Raw genomic sequence first — 12,418 nt, 5'->3', positions numbered from 1 at the left:
CATGACCCTCTCCCGTCGATCTTCCGTCGCGGCGCTGCTGCTGGCACTGGCTGCCTCTCCCGCGTTGGCTCAGTCCGAACGGCCTCTGCGGGTCGTGGCCAGCTTTTCCATCCTGGCGGACATCATTCGCGAGGTGGGCGGCGATGCCGTCGACGTCGTCGCCCTGGTCGGCCCCGATGCCGATGCGCACGTGTTCCAGCCCAGCCCGGCGGACGCCCGCCACCTGGCCCGCGCCGACCTGGTCGTGGTCAACGGCCTGGGGTTCGAAGGCTGGATCGACCGCCTGGTGCGGGCCTCGGGCTATCGCGGCAAAGTGGTGATAGCGAGCCAGGGCGTGAAGCTGCGCAAGGACGGGCACGGCCATGGGGGCCAGCCGGGCCACGGCAGCGACCCGCACGCCTGGCAGGACCTCGCAAATGCTGAGCGCTACGCCGCGAACGTGCGCGACGCGCTCAGCAGCGCGCGGCCTGCGCAAGCAGGCGTCTTCATCCAGCGCGCGGCGCGCTACACCGAGCAGATCCGGGCGCTCGACCGCGAGGTGCGTGCGCAGCTCGCGGCCGTGCCGCGCCCCAAGCGCCGGGTGATCACCTCGCACGATGCCTTCGGCTACTTCGGTGCGGCCTATGGCGTCGACTTCCTGTCGCCGCAAGGCGTGAGCACCGACGGCGAGGCTTCGGCCGCCGATGTGGCGAAGCTGATCGACCAGATCCGCCGGCAGGACGTGCGCGCGGTGTTTGTCGAGAACATCACCGATCCGCGCCTGGTGGAGCGCATCGCCAAGGAAGGCGGCGCGGTGCTGGGCGGCAGGCTGTACTCGGACGCGCTCTCGGTGCCCGGCACCGAGGCCGACACCTACCTCAAGCTCTTCGCGCACAACGCCAAGGCGCTGGCTTCCGGTCTGGCGGGGACGCGGTGACCGACGGATTGGCAGCCCACCCCGCGGCCTCGGGGCGCGCACCAGACTCCGTCTGTTCCGGCGTTGCCCATGGGCGTACCGCTAACGCGCGGTGCATGAGTTCTTCTTCCCGTTAACGGTGACCGGCTGCGCGGCAATGCAGCAGCTTGCCCTTCCAGCACTGCCCCTGGCAGCTCAGTCCTCGTCCAGCGCCTGAAACCGGTCCGCCAGGAAATCCACCAGCGCCCGCACCGCCGGCAGCAGCCCGCGCCGCGAGGCGAACACCGCGTGGATGATCTCGCGGCGCGGCGCCCAGCCGGGGATTACATGGACCAGCAGGCCGTGCTCGATCTGCTCGCGCACCATCATGGAGGGCAGCTGCACCACGCCCACGCCTGCGATGGCGGCGGCCCGCAGCGCCAGCATCCCGCGTGTGATCAGGCGCGGCCGGTGGCGAATGGCCGCCCGGGCATCCTCGGGGCCGACAAGGTTCCACACATGCTCGTGCTGCGGCAGGCCCAGGTCCATGCTCGGCAGGCCTGCCAGGTCGGCGGGTGTTTTTGGTATGCGATTGGACAGCAGGCGCGGACATGCCACCAGGCATTGCCCGCGCTCCGCAAGCACGCGCATCACCAGGTCGCTGTCCTCGATCGGCGGTGGACGCACGCGGATGGCCACGTCGATCCCCTCGCCCACCACGTCCACGCGCCGATTGGTTTCCTCCAGATGGATCTCCACGCGCGGATGCGCCACCATGAAAGCCGCCACCATGTCGGCGATGCGCGCATCGAGCAGCGCCACCGGGCAGGTCATGCGCACGATGCCCCGTGGTTCGGCATGCGCCAGCGCAATGGCTTCGTCGGCGGCCTCGGCCTCCACCAGCATCGCCTTGCAATGGCCATAGTAGGTCTGGCCGGTCTCGGTGACGGCAAAACGCCGGGTGGACCGCTGGATCAGGCGCGTCCCCAGGCGCTCTTCCAGCAGCGCGATGCGCCGGCTCAGCTTGGACTTGGGCATGCCCAGCGCGCGACCGGCCGGCGCGAAGCCGCCGTGGTCCACCACCTGCACGTAGTAGTAAAGATCGTTCAGGTCTTTCATCAGGGACAGGCCTTATCGTTCCCTAAATAGAACTCTGACGGCAAATATTGCCAACTACCGGGATCATCGTTCAAACCATATTCTCTATCCATCGGCCAAGACCTTTGTCTGGCGACGCAAGGAGATGCAAATGAAGAAAGTTCTCGGTGTCTACAGCGCTCCCCGTCCACACTGGGTGGGCGATGGTTTCCCTGTCCGCTCGCTGTTTGGCTATGACGGCCTGGGCCAGCACCTGAGCCCGTTCCTGCTGCTCGATCACGCGGCGCCGACGCCCTTCGGGCCAGCCGTGCGCCCTCGCGGCGTCGGCCAGCATCCGCACCGAGGCTTCGAGACCGTGACCATCGTCTACCAGGGTGAACTGGAGCACAAGGACTCCACCGGTGCGGGCGGCCTGATCGGCCCTGGTGACGTGCAGTGGATGACCGCCGGCGGCGGCATCCTGCACGAGGAATTCCACTCGCGCGCCTTCACCGAACGCGGGGGCACCATCGAGATGGTGCAGCTCTGGGTCAACCTGCCCGCGAAGGACAAGATGGCCGCGCCGGGCTACCAGACCCTGGTGGATGCGCAGATTCCAACCGTGGACCTGCCCGAGGGCGCGGGCCGGGTGCGGGTGATTGCCGGCGAGTTCGACGGACATCGCGGCCCGGCGCGCACCTTCACGGCGATGGACGTGTGGGACATCCGTATCGGCCAGGGCAGCGTGGGCCGCTTCGACGCGAAGGACGGCCATACGCTGGCGCTGGTCGTGCTGCACGGCACGGTGCTGGTCAACGGCAGTGCGGTCGCACGCGAAGGCCAGTTGGTGCACCTCGAGCGCGCCGGCAGCGGCGTGGAGATCGAGGCCCACAGCGATGCGACCGTGCTGTGGCTGTCGGGCGAACCGATCGACGAGCCTGTGGTGGGCTACGGCCCCTTCGTGATGAACAGCGAGGCCGAGATCCGCCAGGCCATGGCCGACTTCAGCAGCGGCCGCTTCGGCCTGATGACGGCCTGAGCACACGAGGCTTTCCAGAAGGAAGGCCTCCCCTCTTTTCCCTTCGGCGCGGTGTTGGCTTTCCGGACTTGCTGGCCGGAGGGGCACGGCTGCGTCCCATCCGCCCGTCCCGGGCAATTTGCAAACTCCAGGAGATGACCATGAACACCCCCAACACCATCGCCAACTTCAGCGGCGCACGACCGATCATCGACCCTGACAACGCGGCGATGCTCCTGATCGACCACCAGAGCGGCCTGTTCCAGACCATCAAGGACATGCCCTTCACCGAGGTACGCAGCAACGCGACGACGCTGGCCAAGGTGGCAACGCTGGCCAAGATGCCGGTCATCACCACAGCCTCGGTGCCACAGGGTCCGAACGGCCCGCTGATCCCCGAGATCCACAAATACGCACCGCACGCGCAGTATGTGGCGCGCAAGGGCGAGATCAACGCCTGGGACAACCCCGAGTTCGTCGCCGCCGTGAAGGCCACGGGGCGCAGGCAGCTCATCATCGCCGGCACCATCACCAGCGTGTGCATGGCCTTTCCGAGCATCGCGGCGGTGCATGAGGGCTACCAGGTGTTCGCCGTCATCGATGCCTCGGGCACCTACTCGAAGATGGCCCAGGAGATCACGCTGGCGCGCATCGTGCAGGCCGGCGTGGTGCCGATGGACACGGCCGCCGTGTGTTCTGAGGTGCAAAAGACCTGGAACCGCGAGGATGCGCTGCAATGGGCCGAGGCCTACAGCGCCGTGTTCCCGCCCTACCAGCTGCTGATCGAAAGCCATGCCATGGCGCAGGAAGTGGCAAAGAGCCACGAGCCACTGGATTCGCAGCGTTCCTGAATCAGGGGCGGAACACGCCGTGGGGGTGAACGCTCCACTTCAGCAGCAGGTGTAGCAATGGTTGCCGCCGCCAGAGCCATGCATTGCACGCCCGCAGGCATCGCCATGAATGGATCTCACCCTCGCCCGACAAACGGCATCCTGGTGGCCATCACCGTGTGAAACAGCACGTTCGCCTCCAGAGGCAGGCTGGCCATGTACAGCACCGACTGCGCCACGATGTCGGCATCCATCAAGGGTTCGATGGCGATTTCCCCATTGGCCTGCGGCACGCCCTTGGCCATGCGCGACGCCAAGTCCGTCATGGCATTGCCAATGTCGATCTGGCCTACCGCGACGTTGTATGCGCGCCCGTCAAGTGCCGCAGTTTTCGTCAGACCCATCACGGCATGTTTTGTCGCGGTGTAGGCGGCCGAGTTGGGCCGGGGCGCGTGTGCAGAAATCGAGCCATTGTTGATGATGCGCCCGCCCTGCGGGCTCTGATCGCGCATGGTCCGAAAGGCCTGCTGCAGGCAATAAAACATGCCGTTCAGGTTCACATCCACCACGTCGCGCCACTGCTGCGGTGTCCAGTCCAAGAAGGAGCCGGGTGGATTGCCACGTCCCGCATTGTTGAACAGCAAGTCCACGCGCCCGAAGCGGGCGACGGCCTGTCCAAAGAGGCTTTCCACGGCGGCGGGGTCGCACACATCGGTGGGCACGCACAGCATGCGGGCTCCCGCGCCAAAGCTTGCCTGGGCCTGCGCAGCCACTTCTGCCAGGAGTGCGGCGCGGCGCCCTGCCAGCACGACGCGATAGCCGTTGCCCGCCAGGGCGAGTGCAACAGCCTTGCCAATACCGGAACCGGCGCCCGTGACCACGGCAACTTTTTCAGCGTTCATTCTTGGTGTCCATTCAATTTCGGGAAGACTGGCGGGCAAGCGCGCCATGCAGAAAGTCTAGCGGCACCGCGCCGAGGATGTCGGGTCGAAACGGGATCTCCTTGCGCTGGCTTGGCTGGCGGCTCTTCTCACGCAGTTGCGGCACCGCCCTCGGGATTTTTTGCCGTGCGTGCTCCCGCAGGGTTGCCGTCAACGCCTTCTTCGCCACATCAACATGGGCGACAGGTGGCACCTTCCACAATGTTCAACAGATCGTCGTCGAGGGTCCGCTCCGGTTGCACAACGTTTGGGTGGGATGCCGAGGGACGCCGCAGGTCTCATCACGCGCCAAGGTGTTCGGCACTGCTGCTGCTCGTCAAAGAGCTGGGAGACGGAAGCGCCCCCTCACGGGGCAGGCGCAGGGGCCGTGGAGCCTTCGGGAAGGCCTTCGCGCCAGACCTTCACGCTGGGGAACTCGCGGGTGCAGCCAGTGCACACCAACCTCTCCGCGTAGCGCATTGCTCCGGCAGCATCCCGCGCGACGACGCGCCGGTAGCTGGTTGCGCCGCAAAAGCTGCAGCGGTTGGTGGAGGTTTGCTTTTGGGGCTGCATGGAGAGGAATTTGTACATCGACTTCAGGGACGCACCGGCCAGCCCGTTGGCCGGGTGCCGGTACAGCTTCTGCGAAAAAAAGGGGGCATGCAGTGTGCCGATGATAGATGCGGACGGCCCGGCCGGTGCGCCGCGCAGGCAGTTGGCGGGAGGGTCATTGGGCATTCCCCGGCGGCACCGCGCGAAAAACCTCCCGATCAGCAGCCAGAGAGCGACGCAAGCCCAGGCTTTCAACCTCTTCCCGGGCGCCTGCGGATGATGGGTTTTGACCGTTCGCGTCCAGACGGCGCAGAACGCCTTCAATCCAGTGCGAGCGCAGCCAGCGCCTTGCGCGGGCCCATCTTGCGCACCTCGTCAATCCGGGCCAGTTGCGCCGCACGCGGGGTGACGCCGCGCGTCTCCCATTTGTAGACCGACAGCGAAGAGACGCCCAGCAAGGTGGCCAATTGCACCTGCGTGATGCCCAGCGCCGTGCGCATCTGGCGGAGCACATCGGGCTGGAATTCGCCGTGCGGCTTCGCGGATGCACGCTCTGCAGACGCAGCCTCCGGCTCGGCCGCTTTGGGGGCATGCCGCCGGGTGGCCTTGAGCTGAGACGCCAGCGCTTTGACCTCGCGCTTGAGCGCCGCGATCTCGGACCGGTGGCTGGTGACTGCCTTGCGCATGCCCTGTAGTTCGGGTCTAAGCTCCTTGCGGGGCATGCGGATCACCTCGGCGTGAAAGGCACTGGAAAAAGTACTCATGGCGGGGATCGTACGTGAAAGCCCCTCCCGGTGATGGGAAGAGGCTATGCACTCCGGTGGACCCCTGTCTGCGCATGCGGCAGCAATCCTGGGTGCGGACGGACCGCACACCAGAACACCTCCCAGAAGAACTGGCGATGGTCCGAAGGACGCCAGTTCACTCCCACTCGATCGTCGCCGGCGGCTTGCTCGATACGTCGTAGGTCACGCGATTGATGCCGCGCACCTCGTTGATGATCCGCCCCGACACCTTCTTGAGCAGGGCGTACGGCAGCTCGGCCCAGTCAGCTGTCATGAAGTCGCTCGTCTGCACGGCGCGCAGGGCGACCACGTAGTCATAAGTGCGGCCATCGCCCATCACGCCCACGCTCTTCACTGGCAGGAAGACGGTGAAGGCTTGGCTGGTGAGGTCGTACCAGGTCTTGCCGGTGGCTTCGTCGGTGAAGTTGCGCAGCTCTTCTATGAAGATAGCGTCGGCGCGGCGCAGCAGGTCGGCGTACTCTTTTTTCACCTCGCCCAAAATGCGCACGCCCAGGCCGGGGCCGGGGAAGGGGTGGCGGTAGACCATTTCGGGCGGCAGGCCCAGGGCCACGCCCAGTTCGCGCACTTCGTCCTTGAACAAATCGCGCAGGGGCTCCAAAAGCTTCAGGCCCAGCTGCTCGGGCAGGCCGCCCACGTTGTGGTGGCTCTTGATGGTGACGGCCTTCTTGCTCTTGGCGCCGCCGGATTCGATGACGTCGGGGTAGATGGTGCCCTGGGCCAGGAAGGTGGCGCCTTTGTGGCCTCCATCGCCAGCCTTCAGTTTCGCGGCTTCGGCCTTGAACACGTCGACGAACAGGCCGCCGATGATCTTGCGCTTGGCTTCGGGTTCGCTCACGCCCGCCAGCCTGCCGAGGAACAGGTCGCTCGCGTCCACGCGGATGACCTTGGCGTGCAGCTTGCCGACGAACATGTCCATGACCATGTCGCCTTCGTTCAGGCGCAGCAGGCCATGGTCGACGAACACGCAAGTGAGCTGGTCGCCGATAGCGCGGTGGATGAGAGCCGCGGCCACGGACGAATCCACACCGCCGGAGAGGCCCAGGATGACTTCTTCATCACCCACCTGCTGGCGGATCTGCTCCACGGCCTCGGCGATGTGGTCGCGCATGACCCAGTCGGGGTTGGTGCCGCAGATGCCGAGCACGAAGCGCTCCAGCAGCGCCCTGCCCTGCACGGTGTGCGTGACTTCGGGGTGGAACTGCACGGCGTAGTAGCGGCGCTCTTCGTCGGCCATGCCGGCGATGGGGCAGCTGTCGGTGCTGGCCATGAGCTTGAAGCCCGGGGGCAGCTCGGTGACCTTGTCGCCGTGGCTCATCCAGACGTTGAGCATGCCGTGGCCTTCGGGGGTGGTGAAGTCGGCGATGTCCTTGAGCAGCGCGGTGTGGCCGCGGGCGCGCACGGCGGCAAAGCCGAACTCGCGCTTGTGGCCGGTTTCGACCTTGCCACCGAGTTGCTGCGCCATCGTTTGCATGCCGTAGCAGATGCCCAGCACGGGCAGACCCAACTCGAACACGGCCTGGGGAGCGCGGTCGGTGGTGTCCTCGGTCACGCTGGCGTGGCTGCCGGAGAGGATGATGCCCTTGAGCGAGCCGTCCTTCGCGTAGTCACGCACCCACTCGTCCGTCACATCGCAGGGGTGCACTTCGCAGTACACGTTGGCTTCGCGCACGCGGCGCGCGATGAGCTGGGTGACTTGCGAGCCGAAATCGAGGATGAGGATTTTCTGGTGTTGCATGGCGGTGGGTGGTCGAGGGGATGACAAGAAACGGGGCGCCTGATCAAAGGCTGGAGAGGTCGAGAAGTGGTACTCCGCTGCGCTGGGCGGCGGCTGCCTGCGCCGCATCGAAGGTGGCCAGGGGCAGGCGCAGGGAGCGGGCCAGCCACAGGTAGGCGGCGTCGAGCGTGGGCAGGCCGGTGTCGAGCGCAACGTCTAGCACGGCCTTGTGCTGGGCGGGGGCCAGTTCGTGCAGCTCCACACGGTGGCGGATGGCTTCGAGCACGCCCCACAGGCCTTCGACCGATGCGGGCGGGATGCGGCCGCTGTGAACGCCGCTGGAGATGAGGTTGCTGCACTCCCACTGCCAAAGGTTGGGGGCCTGGGGCTCGACTTCGTCGCGGCGGATCAGGGTGTAGAGGCGGCGCGTGTGCTCGCTGGCCGCATCGGGCAGCAGCCAGGCGGCGGTGACGGAGGCGCCGAGGACGAAGGCAGTCATGCCGCAGCCCTGCCCTTGCGGCGCAAGGTGTCGGGAGTGGCCACTTCGCCTGCGGGCCGGATGCTGGCGTGCAAAGCATCCATCTGGCCCAGCTCGCGAGCGATCTGCTCGTCGGTGATGACGGGGCGGCGGCGCACGGGCAGCAGGCGCACGACCTCTTTGCCGTGGCGGGTGATGCGCACTTCCTCGCCCTGCTCGACCAGCTCGATCAGGGCGGAGAACCTGCTTTTGGCTTCGTAGATGCCGACGGACTGCATGGATGCGCGGACCCCAAAAAGAAAAAGTCTGGCCTGAATGGTGAATTCAGACCAGACTATATCATTCTGACCAGATATTTTCAATCAGGCCAGATTGGATCGGCGGTGCTCAGTCAGCCCTGTAGTTGGGGGCTTCCTTCGTAATTTGAACGTCGTGCACGTGGCTTTCGCGGATACCGGCGGTGGTGATCTCCACGAACTCGGCCTTGTTGTTCATGTCGTCGATGGTGGCGCAACCGCAGTAGCCCATGGCGGCGCGCACGCCACCGGCCATCTGGAACACGATGGAGACCATGGAGCCCTTGTAGGGCACGCGGCCTTCGATGCCTTCGGGCACGAGCTTGTCGGCGTTGGGATTGCCGGTGGTCGATTCCTGGAAGTAGCGGTCGGCGCTGCCCTGCTGCATGGCACCGATGCTGCCCATGCCGCGGTAGCTCTTGTAGCTGCGGCCCTGGAACAGGATGACTTCGCCGGGCGCTTCTTCGGTGCCCGCGAACATGCCGCCCATCATGATGGTGCTGGCGCCTGCAGCCAGCGCCTTGGCGATGTCACCGCTGTAGCGCACGCCGCCGTCCGCGATCAGCGGCACGCCCGTGCCCTTGAGGGCGGTGGCCACGCTGTCGATGGCCATGATCTGGGGCACGCCCACACCGGCCACGATGCGCGTGGTGCAGATGGAGCCCGGGCCGATACCGACCTTGACCGCGTCGGCGCCCGCCTCGACCAGCGCCAGTGCGGCCGCGCCGGTGGCGATGTTGCCGCCGATCACGTCGACCTGCGGGTAGTTCTGCTTGACCCAGCGCACGCGCTCGATCACGCCCTTGCTGTGGCCATGGGCGGTGTCGACCACGATGGCGTCCACACCGGCCTTGACCAGGGCTTCCACGCGCTCTTCGGTGCCTTCACCCACGCCGACAGCGGCGCCCACGCGCAGGCGGCCCGAGGGATCGCGGGCGGCGTTGGGGAAGCTGGTTTGCTTGGTGATGTCCTTGACGGTGATCAGGCCCTTGAGCTCGAACGCGTCGTTCACGACCAGGATGCGCTCGAGCTTGTGCTTGTTGAGCAGCGCCTTGGCTTCGGCAGGCGAGGTGCCTTCCTTTTCGTTGACGGTGATGAGCTTCTCGCGCGGGGTCATGATCTGGTGGACCTTGACGTCGTAGCGCGTTTCAAAGCGCAGGTCGCGGCCCGTGACGATGCCCACCACCTTGCCGCCGTCGCACACCGGAAAGCCCGAGATGCCGAGCTGTTCGGACAGCTGCAGCACCTGCAGCACGGTGTGCTCGGGGGTGATGACGACCGGGTCGCGCAGCACGCCGGATTCATAGCGCTTGACCTTGGCCACCTGGGCGGCCTGCTCCTGCGCCGTGAGGTTCTTGTGCACGATGCCGATGCCGCCCTCCTGGGCAATGGCAATGGCCAGGCGCGCCTCGGTCACGGTGTCCATGGCGGCGGACACGAGCGGCAAGTTCAGTTGGATATTGCGGGAGAGTTTCGTCGCGAGGGACGTGTCCTTGGGCAGGACCTGGGAGTACGCTGGCACCAGCAACACATCGTCGAAGGTGAGCGCTTTTCCAAGAAGGCGCATGAGAAAGCTCCAAAAAACGGATTGTACCCGCGTCCGCGGGGCGCCGCAGGGCTCGCGCTCCTTTGCGCACGCACTGGCGGCTGCGTTGCTGCACGGCTAAACTTGCCTGCATGAAATTGCACAAGCTTGTTTTGCTGGCCGTTGCCTGCACCTGGGCCCTGGGTGCCGCTGCCCAATGGCAGTGGATCGACAAGGACGGCCGCAAGGTCTTCAGCGACCGCCCGCCGCCACAGGACATTCCGGAAAAGAGCATCCTCAAGCAGCCAAGCTACGCGGCTGCACGCGTGCCTGCGGCAGCCGCCAGTGCGCCGGAAGCGGCCGATACCCCCGCCTCGGCTGCTGCGCCTGCGGCCGCATCCCCCCGCGCTCCCGCCAGCGCCGCCGGCAAGGACAAGGAGCTGGAAAAGCGCAAGGCTGAAGCAGAGGCCGCCGAAGCCGCCAAGAAGAAAGCCGAAGACGACAGGATCGCCAAGGCCAAGGCAGAAAACTGCACCCGTGCGCGCGCGGCCAAGGCCACTTTCGAGACCGGCGCGCCGATCAGGCAGAGCAATGCACAGGGCGAGCGCGTCTTCCTGGACGAGGCCCAGCGCAATGCAGAGGTCAAGCGCATCGACACGATCATCGCCTCCGACTGCAAACGCTGAGCGGTCATCCGTGGCAAAAAAACGGCGCCTGAGGCGCCGTTTTTGTTTCAATTGGTATCCCGATCAGTAGCCTGACTTGCCGCCCGGCCGCTGCCGCGCGAAGAGGCCCGTGGAACGCGCGCCCTGCCGGGCAAACCGCTCGCGGCGTGCCACCTTGGGGTCCACCTTGAGCTCCCGGTACAACTCCACGCGGTCCCCGTCCTTGAGCAGCGTCGTCTCGGGCATGGCACGGCCCCAGATGCCGCACGCCATGCCCTCGCGCCGCGCAGCCATCTGCCCGGCGGCTTGCAGGGCGTCGGCGAGCGTGCTTCCAGGGTGCAATTGCACAGTGCATTCGCTGACCTGCCGGGGCGCCAGCGAGACCAGCACGGTGATCCGCATCAGAGGGGGTGCGCGCGGGGTTGCGATGTCCGCACCAGCCGGCTCCTCAGCCATACACCTGTTCCGCGCGCTTCACGAAGGCATCGACCATGCTGCCCGCGATGCGGTCGAACACAGGGCCTACCAGCGCCGCCAGGGCCGCGTTGTCAAAACCGTAATTCAGGCTCAACTCCACGCGGCAGGCCCGCTGGCTGCCATCGCCCACGGGGTGAAAAAGCCAGTCGCCGTCGAGCTGCGAGAAAGGCCCCTTGACCAGCCGCATCCGCACGCGCCGGCCTGCCTCATGGGTGTTGTGCGTCACGAAGGTCTGGCGGATGCCGCCAAATGAAATGCCTACCTCGGCGGTCATGCCCTCTGCGGTCTGCTCGAGCACGGCGGCATGGTCGCACCATGGCAGGAACTGGGGGTAGTGCTCCACCCCGGTGACCAGGGCAAACATTTCTTCGGGGCTATACCAGATGAGGACGGACTTGTGGACGGTTTTCATGCAGACGGCGCCTGCACCGGTGCGCGCAAGCCAGAGGAAATTAGAATCGCGGGTGCGAGACGACGACAATTGTAGGGAGGCCTTTTATCTCCCGGTTTGCGCCGCATCTTTTAAAGCGTGTCCTGCGCCTCAAGTACCCGCGTCCGGGTCCAACCTTTCGGGAAAGCCGGGGAAAGGCCCGGCCACGTTGTCGCAGTCCGCTTGCAGTATCGATACTTCGGCGCGTCCTGCGCCCATCTGCCGGGCCTTTCTCCGGTTTTCGCGGGCACGTAAAAGTGCAAACACGCTCTCACCCCATGGCCAAAAAACCAGATCCTACGTCCCGCATTGCCGACAACAAAAAAGCGGCCTTCAACTATTTCTTCGAGGAGCGCCACGAGGCGGGCATGGTGTTGCACGGCTGGGAGGTCAAGGCGCTGCGCGAGGGCAAGGTGCAATTGACCGACGGCTATGTGCTGATACGTGATGGAGAGCTGTACCTGCTCGGTTGCCTGATCAACCCGCTCAAGACGGCCTCGACCCACGTCAACCCCGAATCCGCGCGCACCAAGAAACTGCTGCTCAAGAAGGACGACATCAAGCGCCTGATCGGCAAGGTCGAGCAAAAGGGCTACACGCTGGTGCCATTGAACCTGCACTGGAAGAACGGCTTCGTGAAATGCGAGATCGCCTTGGCCAAGGGCAAGGCCGAGCACGACAAGCGCGACACCATCAAGGACCGCGAAGGCAAGCGCGAGGTCGAGCGCGCCATGAAGAGCAGAAACCGCTAGCCTG

16 protein-coding genes are annotated in these 12,418 nt (G+C 65.8%); 5 read left to right on the top strand and 11 right to left on the bottom strand.

Going from position 1 to position 12,418, the window contains the following annotated elements:
- The first annotated feature begins 1 nt into the window (after position 1).
- Positions 2-916, top strand: a complete 915-nt coding sequence (locus tag AC07OC_RS08205) for a metal ABC transporter solute-binding protein, Zn/Mn family (protein ID WP_218338813.1) — start codon at positions 2-4, stop codon at positions 914-916.
- A 174-nt stretch (positions 917-1,090) separates the two neighbouring features.
- On the opposite strand, the gene AC07OC_RS08200 is transcribed toward AC07OC_RS08205, so the two are convergent.
- On the bottom strand, positions 1,091-1,993 hold the full coding sequence (locus AC07OC_RS08200) for a LysR family transcriptional regulator (RefSeq protein ID WP_218338814.1): 903 nt from the start codon (positions 1,991-1,993) through the stop codon (positions 1,091-1,093).
- A gap of 130 nt (positions 1,994-2,123) precedes the next feature.
- Between AC07OC_RS08200 and AC07OC_RS08195 the strand changes: the two genes are divergently transcribed.
- Both AC07OC_RS08195 and AC07OC_RS08190 read left to right on the top strand, forming a co-directional pair.
- Positions 2,124-2,990 (top strand): pirin family protein, encoded by an 867-nt coding sequence (locus tag AC07OC_RS08195; protein WP_218338815.1) that lies wholly within the window; start codon positions 2,124-2,126, stop codon positions 2,988-2,990.
- Between the two features lie 140 nt (positions 2,991-3,130).
- Positions 3,131-3,820, top strand: a complete 690-nt coding sequence (locus AC07OC_RS08190) for a hydrolase (protein ID WP_218338816.1) — start codon at positions 3,131-3,133, stop codon at positions 3,818-3,820.
- Positions 3,821-3,936: 116 nt separating this feature from the next.
- Here AC07OC_RS08190 and AC07OC_RS08185 read toward each other — a convergent pair whose 3' ends face one another.
- The 8 genes from AC07OC_RS08185 to guaB form a co-directional block, all read right to left on the bottom strand.
- Positions 3,937-4,701 carry an SDR family oxidoreductase gene (locus AC07OC_RS08185; protein ID WP_218338817.1) on the bottom strand — a complete coding sequence of 255 codons (765 nt, stop codon included), beginning with the start codon at positions 4,699-4,701 and terminating at the stop codon, positions 3,937-3,939.
- 13 nt (positions 4,702-4,714) lie between these two features.
- Positions 4,715-4,942, bottom strand: a complete 228-nt coding sequence (locus AC07OC_RS08180) for a hypothetical protein (RefSeq protein WP_494600793.1) — start codon at positions 4,940-4,942, stop codon at positions 4,715-4,717.
- 143 nt (positions 4,943-5,085) lie between these two features.
- Entirely contained in the window at positions 5,086-5,457 is a 372-nt protein-coding gene (locus tag AC07OC_RS08175; RefSeq protein ID WP_218297573.1) for a hypothetical protein, read from the bottom strand.
- Between the two features lie 134 nt (positions 5,458-5,591).
- Positions 5,592-6,035, bottom strand: coding sequence for a helix-turn-helix domain-containing protein (locus tag AC07OC_RS08170; RefSeq protein ID WP_218338819.1), 444 nt, complete (start codon positions 6,033-6,035; stop codon positions 5,592-5,594).
- 157 nt (positions 6,036-6,192) lie between these two features.
- Positions 6,193-7,812 carry a glutamine-hydrolyzing GMP synthase gene (gene guaA / locus AC07OC_RS08165; protein ID WP_494600791.1) on the bottom strand — a complete coding sequence of 540 codons (1,620 nt, stop codon included), beginning with the start codon at positions 7,810-7,812 and terminating at the stop codon, positions 6,193-6,195.
- A 43-nt stretch (positions 7,813-7,855) separates the two neighbouring features.
- On the bottom strand, positions 7,856-8,290 hold the full coding sequence (locus tag AC07OC_RS08160) for a type II toxin-antitoxin system VapC family toxin (protein WP_494600789.1): 435 nt from the start codon (positions 8,288-8,290) through the stop codon (positions 7,856-7,858).
- The gene (locus AC07OC_RS08155; RefSeq protein WP_218294366.1) at positions 8,287-8,547 is read right to left on the bottom strand and encodes a type II toxin-antitoxin system Phd/YefM family antitoxin; all 261 of its coding nucleotides are present in this window, start codon (positions 8,545-8,547) and stop codon (positions 8,287-8,289) included. Before AC07OC_RS08155 ends, AC07OC_RS08160 begins: the two co-directional genes overlap by 4 nt.
- A 109-nt stretch (positions 8,548-8,656) precedes the next feature.
- Positions 8,657-10,132 (bottom strand): IMP dehydrogenase, encoded by a 1,476-nt coding sequence (gene guaB, locus AC07OC_RS08150; protein ID WP_218294365.1) that lies wholly within the window; start codon positions 10,130-10,132, stop codon positions 8,657-8,659.
- A gap of 110 nt (positions 10,133-10,242) precedes the next feature.
- Between guaB and AC07OC_RS08145 the strand changes: the two genes are divergently transcribed.
- A complete protein-coding gene (locus AC07OC_RS08145) occupies positions 10,243-10,776 on the top strand; it encodes a DUF4124 domain-containing protein (RefSeq protein ID WP_218338822.1) in 534 nt (177 codons plus the stop codon).
- Positions 10,777-10,839: 63 nt separating this feature from the next.
- Here AC07OC_RS08145 and AC07OC_RS08140 read toward each other — a convergent pair whose 3' ends face one another.
- Together AC07OC_RS08140 and AC07OC_RS08135 are read right to left on the bottom strand one after the other, a co-directional pair.
- Positions 10,840-11,157, bottom strand: a complete 318-nt coding sequence (locus AC07OC_RS08140; protein ID WP_255590838.1) for an RnfH family protein — start codon at positions 11,155-11,157, stop codon at positions 10,840-10,842.
- Between the two features lie 46 nt (positions 11,158-11,203).
- Positions 11,204-11,644, bottom strand: a complete 441-nt coding sequence (locus tag AC07OC_RS08135) for a type II toxin-antitoxin system RatA family toxin (protein ID WP_218294362.1) — start codon at positions 11,642-11,644, stop codon at positions 11,204-11,206.
- Between the two features lie 296 nt (positions 11,645-11,940).
- Here AC07OC_RS08135 and smpB point away from each other — a divergent pair, with 296 nt between their 5' ends.
- Complete coding sequence (gene smpB, locus AC07OC_RS08130; protein ID WP_218294361.1) at positions 11,941-12,414, top strand: SsrA-binding protein SmpB; 474 nt, start codon at positions 11,941-11,943, stop codon at positions 12,412-12,414.
- Positions 12,415-12,418 lie beyond the last annotated feature (4 nt).

This window comes from Acidovorax sp. GW821-FHT10E04 (genome assembly GCF_059415185.1).
This window is presented reverse-complemented; position numbering and strand designations above follow the sequence as displayed.